The organism is Campylobacter sp. JH23, assembly GCF_017846595.1.
GTDB classification, from domain to species: domain Bacteria; phylum Campylobacterota; class Campylobacteria; order Campylobacterales; family Campylobacteraceae; genus Campylobacter_D; species Campylobacter_D coli.
In genome coordinates, this window is record NZ_JAEQBP010000008.1 from 10,362 (window position 1) to 27,205 (window position 16,844).

The 16,844-nt window shown below is 31.2% G+C and carries 9 protein-coding genes and 1 pseudogene; all 10 read left to right on the forward strand.

Annotated elements, in window-relative coordinates; genetic code table 11:
• Positions 1-52: 52 nt before the first annotated feature.
• The 10 genes and pseudogenes from KAR88_RS08110 (at position 53) to argB (ending at position 16,844) form a co-directional block, all read left to right on the forward strand.
• On the forward strand, positions 53-5,305 hold the full coding sequence (locus KAR88_RS08110; protein ID WP_002830049.1) for an MG2 domain-containing protein: 5,253 nt from the start codon (positions 53-55) through the stop codon (positions 5,303-5,305).
• A gap of 7 nt (positions 5,306-5,312) precedes the next feature.
• Positions 5,313-7,535 (forward strand): penicillin-binding protein 1C, encoded by a 2,223-nt coding sequence (gene pbpC, locus KAR88_RS08115; protein WP_002790233.1) that lies wholly within the window; start codon positions 5,313-5,315, stop codon positions 7,533-7,535.
• Between the two features lie 103 nt (positions 7,536-7,638).
• Positions 7,639-9,629 (forward strand): annotated as a pseudogene (locus KAR88_RS08120) (oligopeptide transporter, OPT family).
• Between the two features lie 286 nt (positions 9,630-9,915).
• Positions 9,916-10,719 (forward strand): undecaprenyl-diphosphate phosphatase, encoded by an 804-nt coding sequence (locus tag KAR88_RS08125; protein ID WP_002781863.1) that lies wholly within the window; start codon positions 9,916-9,918, stop codon positions 10,717-10,719.
• A 131-nt stretch (positions 10,720-10,850) separates the two neighbouring features.
• Entirely contained in the window at positions 10,851-12,659 is a 1,809-nt protein-coding gene (thrS, locus tag KAR88_RS08130) for a threonine--tRNA ligase (protein ID WP_002777939.1), read from the forward strand.
• On the forward strand, positions 12,656-13,174 hold the full coding sequence (infC, locus tag KAR88_RS08135) for a translation initiation factor IF-3 (RefSeq protein WP_002781867.1): 519 nt from the start codon (positions 12,656-12,658) through the stop codon (positions 13,172-13,174). The genes thrS and infC overlap by 4 nt, the downstream gene beginning before the upstream one ends.
• 39 nt (positions 13,175-13,213) lie before the next feature.
• Positions 13,214-14,317 carry a DNA adenine methylase gene (locus KAR88_RS08140; RefSeq protein WP_002777944.1) on the forward strand — a complete coding sequence of 368 codons (1,104 nt, stop codon included), beginning with the start codon at positions 13,214-13,216 and terminating at the stop codon, positions 14,315-14,317.
• 192 nt (positions 14,318-14,509) lie between these two features.
• Positions 14,510-15,538, forward strand: coding sequence for an N-acetyl-gamma-glutamyl-phosphate reductase (gene argC / locus KAR88_RS08145; protein ID WP_002783640.1), 1,029 nt, complete (start codon positions 14,510-14,512; stop codon positions 15,536-15,538).
• A 10-nt stretch (positions 15,539-15,548) separates the two neighbouring features.
• Entirely contained in the window at positions 15,549-15,995 is a 447-nt protein-coding gene (locus KAR88_RS08150) for an N-acetyltransferase (protein WP_002781870.1), read from the forward strand.
• A 9-nt stretch (positions 15,996-16,004) separates the two neighbouring features.
• The gene (argB, locus tag KAR88_RS08155) at positions 16,005-16,844 is read left to right on the forward strand and encodes an acetylglutamate kinase (RefSeq protein WP_002781872.1); all 840 of its coding nucleotides are present in this window, start codon (positions 16,005-16,007) and stop codon (positions 16,842-16,844) included.

A 16,844-nucleotide genomic window follows, 5' to 3' on the forward strand; every position in this document is an offset into this window, starting at 1 on the left:
GTAAGTAGAATATCTTAAATAATGTTGAGCTTAATTTTTCAAAGGAATATTAATGTTAAAAAATATATTGATTAGTTTGATTTTATCTTTTTTATTGATCGCGTGTGGCGGTGAGAAAAATAAGAATTCAAGCGAGTTAATTCGTGCACAATCTCAAGGACTTCTAAAAAATCATGAAGCAATTTTTGTTGAATTTAAAGAAGCTATTGTTGATTTTGATGAAATGAGTATTGATGCAAAAATCAATTCTAAAAATTCAAAAATTCTACTTACAAAGGCATCAGACTCTAGATTTTTACTAGATTTAACTTATTTAGAGGCTAATCAAAATTATAAAATAGAATTTATTTATAAAAATATTCCTATTGTTTTAGAATTTCAAACAGGGTGGATAGAAAATTTTACTTATAAAGCTCAATTAGAGCAAGATGAAGAAAAAGCTTATTTGCATTTAAATTATAGCTTTGGAAGCACTTATAATTGGCAATTTGAAGATAAAACACAAGAAGGTTTAAAAATCACTTTAGATGGCAAAGACTTAGCCTTTAGCTTGGGTGAATTTAGTCTTGATACTGATGATATTAAGCTTTTAGATAGACCTCAAGAACTTGTTTTAACTTATGATGAAAAAATCATGGGTTTTAAAGAAGCCAAAGTGCTTCAATTTCAAATTCCTAGCAAATCAAAAAATAATGATTTTAGACTCATTAGTGCAGAAGAAAAAGATCAAATTGCTACTTTAAAATTTTCTAAAGAACTAGCTGAAAATCAAGCCTTTCAAGATTTTATCCAAATATCACCCGAGCTTAATTTTAGGGCGTGGAGTATAGGAAAAGAGTTAAAAATTTCAGCTAATTTTGAGCCAGGAGAAAAGTATAAAGTTAAAATCGCAAAAGGTTTAAAATCAAATCAAGGCTTAATCAATCAAGGTGAAGAAGCAAATATCATCCTACAAAAAGACCTAGATCCAAGTCTTGTTTTTGCAAATGATGGGGTATTTTTGCCTAGTGGGGCAGAATATCAAGTTTATATCAAATCGCGCAATGTTAAAAAGATTCATTTAAAAGTAAGTCAAATTTTTGCAAACAATATAAGTGAGTATTTGCGTTATAAAAATTTGGTGGGTAAAAAAGATGATAGCACTCAAGAAGCGTTTTATTCTTCAGATGGTTTTAATTATGTTGCTAAAAATGTCATTGATAAAAAAATAGAGCTTAAAAATCAAAAAAATACTTGGATAAATACTGCTTTAGACTTAAGTGATTTAAAAGGTAAAACTGGAATTTTTTCAGTGAGTTTAAGTGTTGATGCTAACGATCTTGATTATAAGGGTGAAAATGTATATCGTATTATAAATAAAGCTAGTGTCAGTAAAAATCTTATTTTTTCTAATATCGCTTTAAGTGCTCAAAACCTAAATAAGCAGCTCGTAGTTCACGCAAGAGACTTTAGTAAAAATGAGGCCTTAGAAAATGTAAAAATAGAGCTTGTAAGTAAGCAAAACCAAATTTTGCAAAGCCAAAATACCAATTCTAATGGAGATGTGAAATTTCAAATTCAAGAAGATGATGAAATACTCTATATTTTAGCAAGCAAAGAGAATCAAATCAGTGTTTTAAGATTTAGCAATCCTCTATCCACAGATGGTTATGATGTAGAAGGGGATCAAAATCATGAGATGATAAAGGCGTTTATTTACACAGATCGTGGGGTTTATAGAGCGGGTGATAGTGTGCATTTAAGTGTGGTTGCAAGAGAAAATACAAATCCGCTCAAACACCCTATAAGTTTTACTTTAATTAATCCTAAAAATCAAAAAGTCATAGAAAATCAAATTTTAAAAAGTCAAAATGATATTTACTATACGCAAATTCATTTAGATAAAAATGCCATTAATGGACTTTATAGGGCAATTTTTAATATTGCTGGGGTGGAATTTAGCAAAGATATTTTAGTTCAAAGTGTGGTGCCAAATCGCATTAAGGTAGAATTAAATGCTGATGAAAATAGAAGTTTAGATGATGGGAATTTAAACTATGAGCTTTCTTCAAAATATCTTTTTGGAGCCTTAGCTTCAAATTTAAAATATCAAAGTTTTGTATATTTTTCTCCAAAGAATTATCATAATTCTAAATATAAAGATTATATTTTTATTAATCCAAGTTCATTGATTATCAGAGCAAGTGCTGATGATAAGGGAAATTTAGATGAAAAGGGCAGGGTGCAATCAAGTGTTGAAATTCCTGAAAATATTTTAAATTCTCAAGGTTACAATTTTAATGCAAGGATTGTTTCAGAAGTCTTTGAAAAGGGTGGCAGATCTGTAAAAGCTGTTAGGGATGTAAATTTAAATCGTTATGATTATTTTGTGGGAATGAAAGCTTTGACAAATTCTTATGTATCTGAGGGAGAAACGATCGATTTTTATGCCATTGTAAGTGATTTAAAAGAAAATTTAGTTTCAGGCAAAACTTTAGAGTATAGAATTTGTCAAAATGATTATTATTGGTGGTGGGATTATGATTCTTATGATGAATTTTTGCGCTCTATTAAGCAAGATCACAATACCAAACTTATTGAAAAAGGGGAGCTTACTAGCTCTAGCGAGCCTATGAAATTTAGCTTTAACACAAGCAATTATTATGGACAAATGTTTATTGAGCTTATAGATAAAGAAAGTGGAATAAGCGCAGGGCAAAGTTTTTATGTAAGCTCTTGGGGAGAGCCAAGCTATGCTGATGTGGTGAGTTCTTTAAAAATTAAAAGTGATAAAAACAAATATAAAATAGGACAAAGTGCAAAAATAGAATTTGAAAGTGTTGCAGGAGCTAAAGCACTCATAACTTTAAGTTCTAATTCCAAGATTATTGATCGTTTTGTGATGGATACTCAAGGTGAAAGCACGAGTATAGAATTGGCGATGAAAAAAGAATATGCACCAAATATCTATGTAAGCGTGAGTTTATTTCAAGATTATAATAAAATTGATAATGATCGTGCCCTAAGGCTTTTTGGTATAATTCCTTTGTATGTAGAAGATGAAAATACAAAGCTTAATTTAGAATTAAAAACTCCTGATAAAATTTTACCTAATAGTGATTTTGAGATAGAAATTCAAAGCAAAGATAAAAGAGCTTTTAATTATACTGTGGCTATTGTAGATGAAGGACTTCTTGATTTAACAGATTTTAAAACCCCTGATATTTGGGAGGGCTTTTACGCAAAAACAGGATTTACTTTAAAAACTTATGATACTTATAGTCAAATTATCCCTAAATTTACCGGAGGCGATAGTGTTTCAAAGATAGGGAATTTGAGAGCAGATAAAAATCGTGATGATAGCGCACAGCGTTTTAAACCTGTAGTGCTTTTTAATGCTCCTGCAAGAAGCGATGAAGCAGGCTTTGCAAAACTTAAATTTAAAATGCCTTCTTATATGGGTTTGGTTCGTGTGATGGTTGTGGCCAATGAAAATGACGCTTATGGTAGCATTTCTAAGGATATGCAAGTAAGTGCACCTCTTGTGTTGCTTGAAACTCTGCCAAGGACTTTAAAAATAGGCGATAATTTCACGCTTTTAACTCAAATTTTTAAAACAGAAAATCGTATTAAAAATGCAACCTTGAGCGTAAGAAGTAAAAATTCTCTTATAAAAATAAGTCCAGATACTCAAGCTATAGACTTTAAAAATGCTACTAATTTAGAAGTGATGATGGATGCAAATGTAAGTGATAATAGGATTGGTAAAGAGCTTTTAGAATTTGAATTAAAAAGTGAAAATTATACTTATAAAAATGAAATTGAAATCGATATCAAACCTATCAATGCTTATACATATGAAAATAATACTAGTTTGATTAAAGCAGGAGAAAGTAAAGAATTTATTATAAAAGATTATATTTTAGGGACTACAAATGCAACTTTAAAGCTTTCGCCTACACCTATTTTAGATATGGATAAAAGAATTAAGTATTTGTTAAATTATCCTTATGGCTGTATAGAACAAACTACCTCAGCAGTTTTGCCACAACTTTTTTTAGATAAATTTAGCACGGAATTTGACAAGCAAAAAGCGATTAATAATATCAATGCAGCCATCGAGCGTTATGCCAATTTTCAAACCGCTGATGGAGGATTTGCTTATTGGCAAGGAGGAGATGAAAGCAATGCTTGGGGAAGTAATTATGCGGGAATGTTTTTGATTTTAGCTAAGCAAAATGGGTATTTTGTGCCTGATTCCATGTATGAAAGATGGTTAAAATATGAGCAAAATTTTGTTCAAAAAAGTATATATCATGATTATATGATGGATATAAAAGCAAATTCATTATATCTTTTGGCTATGGCAAAAAAACCTAATATCAGCGAGATGAATTTGCTTTATGATAGTTTAAATACGCTAAGCACTGAAGCTAAGTGGCAATTGGCTGCAGCATATAAACTTGCAGGTGTTGAAGATACTGCAAAACAGATTGCAAGCAAGATTTCTATAGAGCCTGATTCTAAATATTCTTCTTATACTTATGGTTCTTTAATAAGAGATGAGGCTATTATCGCAAATGCTTATAAACAAATTTATGGCACTAATAATGAAGAATTACTTCAAAAAATCAGCTATACCTTACTTTCAAAGGATTATTTATCCACACAAAGTACAGGCTATGCTTTATATGCTTTAGCCATGGGTGCAAATTTAGAAAATATGAATGAAAATTTTATGGATGCGACTTTAAAAATAGGTGATCAAGTACATACTATCGATCAAAACCAAATGCAAATTTTTTCTTTCAATAATGAAAAAGCTATTATAAATGCGAATAAAGACATATTTGTAAGTTTTGGAGTAGAGGGGGTAAAAGCGGGTGAAAATTCAGCTTTTAGCAATAAAATCAGTTTAGATCGTGCTTTTTATGATGAAAAGGGTAATAAAATCAGTCCTAGCGAGATTGGTTCTGGACAAACCTTTTATATGAGAATTTCAGCGAGCTTAAATGAGGGTGCAAATTATGTTTCTAATATCGCTTTAACACAAATTTTACCAAGCGGTTGGGAAGTGAGCAATACGCTTTTAGATGATAACACTCCAAGTTTTATTAAAAATTCAAGCTATGATTTTATTGATGTTAGGGATGATAAAATCATGTGGTTTTTTAGTTTAAATAAAAATCGCACGCATCATTTTTATATAAAACTTAATGCCATAACTCCAGGAAGTTATACTTTAAGTGGTGCTTATGTAGAAGCGATGTATGATGATACTTATAGAGCTTTAAGTGAAAGTGAAAAAGTAGTTGTGAAACGCTAAATAAAACATGAAAAATGCTTTAAAAATTTTTAGCTTTTTGCTACTTTTTTTTCTTGCTTATGTTTTTTATGTATATTTTTCTTTTGATAAAAATACCTTACTGGATGATTTTAAAAGCCGTTATAGTAAGATTTTATACGATAAAAATGGCGAAATTTTAAGTGTTTTTTTAAATGATGAAGAGCAATGGCATATCAAGAGCACTGATATTCCCAAGCGTTTGAAAGTCTCTGTGATTAATTATGAAGATAGGAAATTTTATTCTCATTTTGGAGTAGATTTTTTAGCTTTAATGCGGGCTTTTGTAAATAATTTTAATTCTACTCAAAGAAGTGGTGCAAGTACTATTAGTATGCAAACGATTAAGCTTTGGGATAAAAAAGATAGAACTTATTTTAATAAATTCAATGAAATTATACAAAGCTTAGCTTTGGAAAATGCCTTCAGTAAGGATGAAATTTTAAAGCTTTATTTAAGCAATGCTCCTTATGGCGGGAATTTAATCGGTTATGAAGCTGCTATTTTATTTTATTTTGATAAAAATCCTAAAGATTTAACTTGGGCTCAAGCTGCTTTGCTTGCGATTTTACCCAATCAACCAGGACTTATTAATTTAGAAAAAAATAAAACGAAACTTTTAGATAAACGCAACAAACTTTTAGCAAAACTTTATGAAAGAAAGTTAATCAACAAAGATATTTACGAACTTTCTTTAAAAGAGCCCTTGCCAAATTTTAAGCCTCGCAAAAATATTGCACCCCATCTTGCTTTAAGACTTTTAAGTGATGATAATAAAGAAATTTTTTCAAGCATAGATAAAAAAATTCAACTTAAAATCGAAAAAAAGGCTAAAGAATTTTCTTATACTTTGCAACAAAAAGGCATACAAAATTTAGCCATTATTTTAGCCGATACTAAAACACGCAAAGTTTTAGCTTATGTGGGTTCGCAAGATTTTTATGATATGGCAAATTTAGGACAAATTAATGGAAATATTGCCAAGCGCAGTGTGGGTTCTACTTTAAAACCCTTTTTGTATGCTTTAAGTATTGATGAAGGCATTATCGCACCGGATTCAATTTTGCTTGATGTTCCAACCTTTTTTTCTAATTTCAATCCCCAAAATGCAAATAAAAAATATTATGGGATAATCAGTGCAAAAGAAGCTTTACAAAGATCTTTGAATGTTCCTTTTGTATCGCTTTTGCAAGATTATGGTTATGAAAAATTTTTTTATAAATTAAAAGCTTTTTTAAATTTTGAAGATGAGAATTACAAGCGATATGGGCTTTCGCTTATTTTAGGAACTAAAGAATTGAGTCTTGAGGATCTTATAAAACTTTATTTGGGTTTGGCAAATTATGGAGAGCTTGCCAATCTTTCTTTTATAAGAGATGAAAATTTAAGCGGAGTAGCAAGAATGTTTTCTAAGGGTAGTGCGTATTTAACCTTAGAAGCAATGAAAGAACTTCAAAGAGTGGGTTTAGAAAATTACAATAAAGAAAAAATTATTTCTTGGAAGACGGGCACAAGTTATGGTAGAAAAGATGCTTGGGCCATGGGCGCAACTCCAAAATATACCTTAGGAGTTTGGGTAGGAAATTTTAGCGGTGAAGCTAATGCAAATTTATATGGCGTGAGTATAGCAGGAGATTTGCTTTTTGAGATTTTAGGACTTTTAGATGAGGTGGATTTGGAATTTGCGCCGCCTGATGATTTGATGACAATCAAGTTAGATAGTATCAGTAAATATAGATATGATGAGGATTTAAATACAAGTTATATTAATGTTTTATATCCTAAAGGGGCAAATATTTTAAGAACTTCCCCTTTTTTGAAAAAAGTTTATGAGTATCAAGGTAGGGAGCTTGATTCTAAGGATATTCATTTTAAAGATGCAAAAGCATTGATAAAGCTTGATTTTCCTGCTTATGCACTCCATTTCTTTCAGCAAAGAAATTTTAAATTTTCAAATAAAAAGGGTGTTAAGATTATCTATCCTAAAGATAATTTAAAACTTATTTTAGCCAAAGATTTAAATGGAATGAAAGGTCTTGTGGCAAAAGTAGCTAATTTAAATAATGAAAAGCTTTTTTGGTATTTAAATCAAAAACTTATTTATGAGGGAGATGAAAATACGCAAAATTTAAATTTAAAAGAAGGCAAATATCAGCTTTTTATTATTTCTCAAAGCGGTGAGCAAGATACGGTTTGGTTTGAAATTAAATAATTTTTTTACAAATTTTAAAAATTTATAAAAATATAAGAGTTTTTTTGTATTATTTTTAAAATTTATCATCATAGGAATTTATGATGAAATGATTCGAGGGAATATGCAAAAAACATACTCTTTACCCGAACTCACCTTGCGCGGTTTGCTTTTGGGAAGTATTTTAACTATTATTTTTACAGCTTCAAATGTATATTTGGGGTTAAAAGTGGGACTTACTTTTTCATCATCAATTCCAGCTGTAGTCATCTCCATGGCAGTTTTGAGTCTTTTTAAGACTTCAAATATTTTAGAAAATAATATGGTTCAAACTCAAGCTTCAGCAGCAGGAACTTTATCATCAGTTATTTTTGTTATCCCAGGGCTTTTTATGTGTGGGTATTGGAGTGAATTTCCACTTTGGCAAACTTTTATGATATGTCTTTGTGGTGGCGGACTTGGAGTGCTTTTTACCATACCGTTAAGAAGGGCTATGGTAGTTGAAAGTAAACTTGCTTATCCTGAAGGTAGGGTAGCAGCTGAAATTTTAAAAGTAGCCAATAAAGTTCAAAGTGATAAAAAAGGCAAACAGGGTGTAAAAGAAATAGCCTTAGGCTCTTTTATAGCTGTTTTTTTAGTTTGTTAAGCAATGGTTTTAAACTTGCTGCAAGTGAAAGCAGTTTGGCTTTTATTTGGAATAAAATGGCCTTTGGTTTTTCAGCAGGATATTCTTTAGCGCTTTTAGGAGCAGGATATTTGGTAGGTTTAGCAGGTGCTATAGCACTTTTTGTAGGGATGTTTTTAGCATGGGGAGTTTTTACTCCTTATCTTTCAAGTTTTGAATTTGATGGTGTGAAAAATGCTAGTGAACTTGCTTCTAGTGTTTGGGCGGCTAAAGTTAGACTTATTAGTACTGGAGCTATTGCTATAGCAGCGCTTTGGACCTTAATAGAACTTTTAAAACCAGTGATTTCTGGCATTAAAGAAATTATTAAAAATGTTACAATTTCTAATACAAAAAGCCAAGAAAGCACCGATTAAGATCTTTCTTTAAAAAGCATTTTTATACTTTTTATAATTATGACTATAGGACTTTTCATTACTTTTTATAGTTTTGTATCGGATGCAAATTTAAATAATTATTATCAAATTTTATTTGCCTTTGTTGGAACTTTAGTTTCTGTTTTAATAGGTTTTTTTGTTGCAGCAGCTTGCGGATATATGGCAGGACTTGTAGGATCTTCTTCTAGTCCTATTTCTGGAATCGGGCTTATTGGGATTATTGTTTCATCCTTGGTTATTTTACTTTTGGGTGCAAATTTATTTGATGATCCTATGCTTTCTAAATTTGCTATAGCCTTGGCTATTTTTACTACAAGCGTAATTGTAGCAACTGCTGCTATTTCAAATGATAATTTACAGGATTTAAAAACAGGATATTTAGTGGGCGCTACCCCTTGGAAACAGCAAGTTGCTTTGCTAATAGGTTGTGTTTTTGGTGCTTTGGCTATAGTTCCTGTTTTAAATTTGCTTTATCAAGCCTATGGTTTTGTCGGAGCAATGCCAAGAGAAGGTATGGATGCTTCATCAGCTTTAGCAGCACCGCAAGCAAATTTAATGAGCACTATAGCACAAGGAATTTTTAATCACAATATAGAGTGGAGTTATATAGCATTTGGAGTAGTTGTAGGTATATTTATCATTATTATAGATAAGATACTAAGAAAAAATGGCAATTTATCCTTACCACCTTTGGCTGTGGGTATTGGTATTTATTTGCCACCATCTGTAAATATCCCTTTGGTAATTGGTGGAATTTTAAAATATTTTGTGATGAGATATTTAGCAAACAAATATCAAAATAATTCTCACAAAAATGAAAAAATAGCAACCCATGAACAAAAAGGGACTTTATTTGCCTCAGGACTCATCGTAGGGGAAAGTATTTTTGGCGTTATTATAGCTGCAATTACTGTTTTTTCTGTTAGCATGGGCGGAAGTGAAAGTCCTTTGAAATTAAGCTTTTTAAATATACACAATAATGAATTATTAGGTTTGATATTTTTCATAGGAGTCATACTTTATTTTATCAAGCGTATTGTTAAAATTCATTAGAATTTAAAACATTCATAAAGAAGAATTTTAAATTTTTTATAAAATTCTTCTTAGTTTATTTATCTTGTAACTTTATTTTTAATATCTTGATCCAAAGTATAAAATGCTCCAATAGTAAAAAATTGTATTCTTACCCAAGCCAGTAAAATGAGAAATAAAACTCAAAATTAATCAGCTTTTTCATACAAATAGTTTATTTTTATCGTCTGCTTTAAGAAATTGTTTTTATATTTTTGTCGTGTTTAAAAAAAGTTTGTAGAATTCTTTTTTTATTTTAAGGAAAAATATGGATAATTTACATGCTTTAATACTAGGAATCATTGAGGGTTTGACTGAATTTTTACCCATTTCTTCTACAGGACATATGATTTTAGGGACGACTATTTTAGGTATTGATATTAATGAATTTTGGAAAAGTTTTTTAATCATTATACAACTAGGATCGATTTTAGCAGTGCTTTTTGTGTTTTGGCGTAAGCTTTTTAAAGGACTTGATATTTGGTTTAAACTTGCAGTTGGTTTTTTTCCTACAGGGCTTATAGGATTTGTGCTTTATAAGTATTTAAAAGAGCTTTTTAATGGCTATGTAGTAGTTGTGATGCTTATTTTAGGTGGTATTGTTTTTATTGTTATTGAATTAGCTCATAAAAATAAAGAATACAAAACCAATTCTTTAGAAAAAGTGAGTTTTTTACAAGCTTTTTGCATAGGTATTATCCAATCTCTAGCAATGATTCCAGGTACTTCAAGAAGTGGAGCAAGTATTATAGGTGGACTTTTATTAGGACTTAACCGCAAAACAGCAGCTGAATTTAGCTTTTTACTTGCTATCCCTACGATGATAGTTGCAACTGCTTATAGTATTTACAAAGAACCTGAACTTCTTAGCAACGCTAATGCTTTAATCCCTTTAAGTATAGGCTTTGTTACAGCTTTTGTGGTAGCGGTTTTTGTGATTAAATTCTTTTTAAAATTCATTTCAAAATTTGATTTTATTCCTTTTGGAATTTATAGGATAGTGTTGGGAATTTTATTTTTTTATTTGTATTATAGCGGAATTTTAAATTCTGGGAGTGAGTTTAAGTTATAAACAAATATTAAATTTATTCTAAGATTTTTTTAAAAATAAGCTGAATTTCAAAAAAAATTAAGTCTTAGAAAGCTAAAATTAGAACTTTATAAACACTCACAGAGTCAGTGAGCAAAATAAGGTTAAAAGTTATGGAAAAAGAAGTTATTGCATACTTAGATGATGAAAAAATAGTTGATTCTCAAAGTAAGAATTCTATTGATTTAAAAGAAATTTATTTTGATAATTCTAAAGAAAGTTTAGAAGTAATCCGTCATTCTTGTGCGCATTTAATGGCACAGGCGATTAAGAGTTTGTATCCTGAGGCTAAATTTTTCGTTGGTCCTGTTATAGAAGATGGTTTTTATTATGATTTTCGTGTGAATTCTAAAATCGGCGAAGAAGATTTAGCAAAAATTGAAAAAAAGATGAAAGAATTAGTCGAAGCCAAACAAGAAATCGAAAAATATGAAATCACAAAAAACGAAGCTATTGCTAAATTTAAAGACGATGATTTAAAACAAGAAGTTTTACTCCGTATTCCTGATGGAAAAGTAAGTATTTATAAACAAGGAGAATTTGAGGATCTTTGTCGTGGTCCTCATGTGCCTAATACCAAATTTTTACGCAACTTCTCACTTACACGCGTCGCGGGAGCTTATCTTGGTGGCGATGAAAAAAGAGAAATGCTTACGCGTATTTATGGTACTGCTTTTGCAGATAAAGAAAGTTTAAAAGAGCATTTAAGAATCATAGAAGAAGCTAAAAAACGCGATCATAGAAAATTAGGAACCGAACTTAAACTCTTTACTTTTGATGATGAGATAGGGGGTGGACTTCCTATTTGGTTGAGTAATGGTGCAAGACTTAGATCTAAACTTGAACATATGCTTTATAAAATTCATCGCTTGCGTGGTTATGAGCCTGTGCGTGGGCCTGAGCTTTTAAAAGCAGATGCATGGAAGATTAGCGGGCATTATGCAAACTATAAAGAAAATATGTATTTTACACAAATTGATGAACAAGAATATGGCATTAAGCCTATGAACTGTGTGGGGCATATTAAAATTTATCAAAGTGATGTAAGAAGTTATCGTGATTTGCCTTTGAAATTTTTTGAATATGGCGTGGTACATAGACATGAAAAAAGTGGGGTTTTGCATGGACTTTTTAGGGTAAGAGAATTCACTCAAGATGATGCGCATATCTTTTGTATGCCAAGTCAAATCAAAGAGCAAGTGCTTGAAATTTTAGCCTTTGTTGATAATTTGATGAAATTATTTGACTTTAGTTATGAGATGGAAATTTCAACCAAACCTGCTAAAGCTATAGGCGATGATGAAATTTGGGACACAGCTACTAAAGCTTTAAAAGAAGCCTTAGATGAACAAGGCTTAAAATATGGCATTGATGAGGGTGGAGGTGCTTTTTATGGGCCAAAAATCGATATTAAAATCACTGACGCTTTAAAAAGAAAATGGCAGTGTGGTACCATACAAGTAGATTTTAATCTTCCTGAACGCTTTAAGCTAGAATACACAGATAGTAACAATGAGAAAAAGCAGCCTGTAATGTTGCATCGTGCGATTTTAGGTTCTTTTGAAAGATTTATAGGAATTTTAACTGAACATTGCGCAGGGGAGTTTCCATTTTTTATCGCACCAACCGCAGTGGGTATAGTGCCGATTTCTGATTCTCATATTGCTTATGCGAAAGAAATTCAAAGAGCCTTGCTAGAATTAAATATCGATAGCGAAGTATATGAGAAAAATGAGAGCTTAAGTAAGAAAATTCGCACTGCTGAAAAACAAAAATTACCTATGATTTTAGTTTTGGGCGATGAAGAGGTGGCAAAGCGAAGCGTTGCTTTAAGAGATAGAAGAGCTAAAGAACAAAAAAATCTTAGCTTGGACGAATTTATTAAATTAGTTAAGGAGAAAATGAGTGAGGTACATTTTTGAGTAAAGAAAAAGAAGTATTGCTCAACGAAGAAATTAGAGCGGACGAAATCAGATGTATAGGTGATGATGGCAAAGCATATGGCATTATCAGCAGTGATGAAGCTTTAGAGATTGCAAATCGTTTAGGACTTGATCTTGTAATGATAGCTGCAGATGCAAAGCCACCTGTTTGTAAGATTATGGATTATGGAAAATTCCGTTATCAGCAAGAAAAAAAGCAAAAAGAAGCAAAGAAAAAACAAAAAGTAATCGATATTAAAGAGATTAAACTTTCTGTGAAAATTGCTCAAAATGATATAAATTACAAAGTAAAACATGCTTTAGAATTTTTAGAACAAGGTAAGCATGTGAGATTTCGTGTGTTCTTAAAAGGGCGTGAAATGGCGACTCCTGAAGCAGGTGTAGCTTTGCTTGAAAAAATTTGGACTATGATAGAGAATGATGCTAATCGTGATAAAGAGCCAAATTTTGAAGGACGCTATGTTAATATGCTTGTAACTCCAAAAAAAGCTTAATCTGTTTTTACAGATAAGCTTTTTAAAGGTTTAAAAATTTTGAAGGAAAATCCCTCTTTTTTAAAAGAACAAATCATTACTTATTTAGGCAATAAAAGAGCACTTTTAGGATTTTTAAATAAGGGCTTTAAGGTAGCTAAAAAAGAACTTGGTAAAGATAAATTTAGTTTTTGTGATATATTTAGTGGCTCAGGTGTTGTAAGTCGTTTTGCAAAAGCACACTCAAATTATATTTTAGCCAATGATTTAGAAAATTATTCCAAACTTATCAACAAATGTTATCTTTCTAATAAAGATAAAAATTTAACCGAGCTTTTAAAACATTATCATAAAATTTTAACCCAAAATTTAGAATTTCAAGCAGGTTTTATAAGTGAACTCTATGCTCCAAAGAATGAGGCTTGCATCCAAAAAGATGAACGCGTTTTTTATACTCTTAAAAATGCTTTATATCTTGATACTTTAAGACAAAAAATCGAAAAGGAAATTCCTGAAGAGTTAAAGCATTTTTTTATAGCGCCTTTAATCTATGAAGCAAGTGTGCATTCAAATACTAGTGGAGTTTTTAAGGGTTTTTATAAGGGTAGAGATGGAGTGGGTAAATTTGGTGGAGAGGCGCAAAATGCCTTAAAGCGTATCAAAGGTGATATCGAGCTTAAAATGCCTATTTTTTCAAATTTTTCTTGTGAATTTGAAGTGGTGCAAAAGGATGCTAACTTACTTGCAAAAGAGCTTGAAAATATCGATGTGGCTTATCTTGATCCTCCTTATAATCAACACCCTTATAGTTCGAATTATTTTATGCTTAATTTAATCGCAAATTATCAAAGGCCTGATGAAATTTCAAAGATTTCTGGTATACCAAGAGATTGGAACCGAAGTATTTTTAATAAAGAAAAACAAGCAGAAGATGCTTTGTTTGAGCTTATCAATGATTTAAAAGCCAAAATCATTTTGCTTTCTTATAATTGTGAGGGTTTTGTAAAGAAAGAAAAATTTCTAAAGCGTTTGCAAAGCTTAGGTAAATGTCAAATTTTAGAGCAAAAATACCCGACCTTTAGAGCCTCTCGCAATCTTAAAAATCGTTCCATTCATATACACGAACAATTATACATACTTAAAAAAAAATATTTAATTTATTAATCCATCAAAAGGCATTAAAATCTAGTAGCAAATCTTAGCGTCCATTGTCTTTGTATACAAAAAGCTTCGTGATAATTTTTGAGATATATGAGTATTTTTGTAAGAGTCTATCAAATTTTATAAACCCATAAGTGTTATTTTAAGCATTTTTTGTCTATAATTAAGCCATTTGAAATTCAGTAAGGACTAGGAATGAGATTAAAAGTAGGAATTTTGGGAGCAAGCGGATATGCAGGTAATGAGCTTGTGCGTATCTTACTGAATCATCCTAAAGTAGAAATTTCCTATATAGGTTCTAGTTCAAGTGTGGGGCAAAGCTATACGAAGCTTTATCCCAACACGCCTTTAAATTTAAATTTTGAAGATAAAAATTTAGATGAACTTGAACTTGATGTCTTATTTACCGCTACTCCGCATGAATTTAGTGCTAAACTTTTTAGCGAGTCTTTATTAAAAAAGATGAAAATCATAGATTTAAGCGCTGATTTTCGTCTTAAAAATCCTAAAGATTATGAGCTTTGGTATAAATTTACTCATCCTAATCAAGAGCTTTTAAAAAATGCAGTTTATGGACTTTGTGAGCTTTATCAAGAAGAGATAAAAAATGCAAATTTAATCGCAAATCCTGGTTGCTACACTACTTGCTCTATACTTAGTCTTTATCCGCTTTTTAAAGAAAAGATGATTGATTTAAATTCGGTGATTATCGATGCAAAAAGTGGAGTCAGCGGCGCAGGAAGAAGTGCAAAAGTAGAAAATCTTTTTTGTGAGGTAAATGAAAATATCAAGGCTTATGGATTAGCTTCACACCGTCATACCCCTGAAATCGAAGAGCATTTAAGCTATGCAGCAGGAGAGAAAATCACTTTACAATTTACCCCTCATCTAGTACCTATGCAAAGGGGAATTTTAACTACTGCTTATGCAAATTTAAAACATTCTGTAAGTGAAAAAGAAATTCGTGAAATTTATCAAAAATATTATCAAGACAGGAAATTCATAAGGCTTTTACCACCGCAGTCGTTTCCGCAGACTCGGTGGGTTAAATCAAGCAATTTTGCGGATATAAATTTCAGCATCGATGAACGCACAAATCGTATTATTGTTTTAGGTGCTATTGATAATTTAATCAAAGGTGCAGCAGGACAAGCTGTTCAAAATATGAATTTAATGTTTGATTTTGATGAAGATGAAGGACTTAAATTCTTTGCAAATTTGTAAAGGATAAAAATTGCAAGTTAGAGCAATGCAAAAAAGTGATTATGAAGGAGTTTACAAGCTTTGGTGTGATATCAAAGGTTTTGGAATTCGATCGATTGATGATAGTAAAGAAAATATAGAAAAATTTTTAGATAGAAACCCAAACCTTAGCGCAGTAGCTGTGATTGATCAAGAAATTGTTGGAAGTATACTTTGTGGGCATGATGGTCGCACAGGAGGTTTTTATCATGTGTGCGTGCATAAAGATCACAGAAAAAAGGGTATAGCCCATGAAATGACAAAATTTTGCCTTGAGGCATTAAAATCTGAGAAGATTAACAAGATCGCATTGATAGCCTTTAAGAGCAATGATTTGGGTAATGAGTTTTGGAAGCATTATGGTTTTACCTTAAGAGAAGATGCGAATTATTATGATTTATCGCTCAATTCTCACAATCAAACTAGTTTTAATGTTTGAGGGTAAATCATGCAAAAATATTTAGAAAAAGCAAATGTCTTAATCGAAGCTTTGCCTTATATACGCAAATTCAGCTCAAAAATTATACTTATAAAATACGGCGGCTCAGCTATGGAAAATGAGGAGCTTAAACATTGTGTGATGCAAGATATAGCTCTTTTAAAGCTTGTAGGCTTAAAGCCTATTATCGTTCATGGTGGGGGTAAAGATATCTCCAAAATGTGCGAAAAATTAGGCGTAAAAAGTGAGTTTAATAACGGACTTAGGGTGAGTGATCAAGCCACAACAGAAGTAGCAAGTATGGTGCTAAATTATATCAATAAAAATTTAGTTCACAGCTTGCAAAATTTAGGTGTTAAAGCTATAGGGCTTTGTGGCAAGGATGGGGGACTTTTAGAATGCGTGCAAAAGGATGAGAATTTAGGTTTTGTAGGCGAGATACAAAAGGTAAATTCAAGTGTTTTGCAAGATCTCTTAGAAAAAGATTTTTTACCCATCATAGCTCCTATTGGAATGGATGAAAATTTCAATACTTACAATATCAATGCCGATGATGCAGCTTGTGCTATTGCCAAAGCTTTAAAGGCGGAAAAACTTGCTTTCTTAACCGATACTGCAGGACTTTATGAGAATTTTGAAGATAAAAATTCTTTAATTTCTAAAATTTCTATAACCCAAGCAAAAGCCTTGGTTGACAAAATTCAAGGCGGTATGCATGTAAAATTAAAATCTTGTATAGATGCTTGTGAAAGTGGAGTTAAGAAAGTGCATATTTTAGATGGACGCGTGAAGCATTCTTTGTTGCTTGAATTTTTTACCGATGAGGGTATTGGGACTTTAGTGGGTTAA

Excerpts from the sequence above, each read along its gene's own strand:
- KAR88_RS08125 (WP_002781863.1), top strand. The coding sequence starts at position 9,916 with ATGGATAATTTACATGCTTTAATACTAGGAATCATTGAGGGTTTGACT.
- thrS (WP_002777939.1), top strand. The coding sequence starts at position 10,851 with ATGGAAAAAGAAGTTATTGCATACTTAGATGATGAAAAAATAGTTGAT.
- KAR88_RS08110 (WP_002830049.1), top strand. The coding sequence starts at position 53 with ATGTTAAAAAATATATTGATTAGTTTGATTTTATCTTTTTTATTGATC.
- argC (WP_002783640.1), top strand. The coding sequence starts at position 14,510 with ATGAGATTAAAAGTAGGAATTTTGGGAGCAAGCGGATATGCAGGTAAT.
- pbpC (WP_002790233.1), top strand. The coding sequence starts at position 5,313 with ATGAAAAATGCTTTAAAAATTTTTAGCTTTTTGCTACTTTTTTTTCTT.
- argB (WP_002781872.1), top strand. The coding sequence starts at position 16,005 with ATGCAAAAATATTTAGAAAAAGCAAATGTCTTAATCGAAGCTTTGCCT.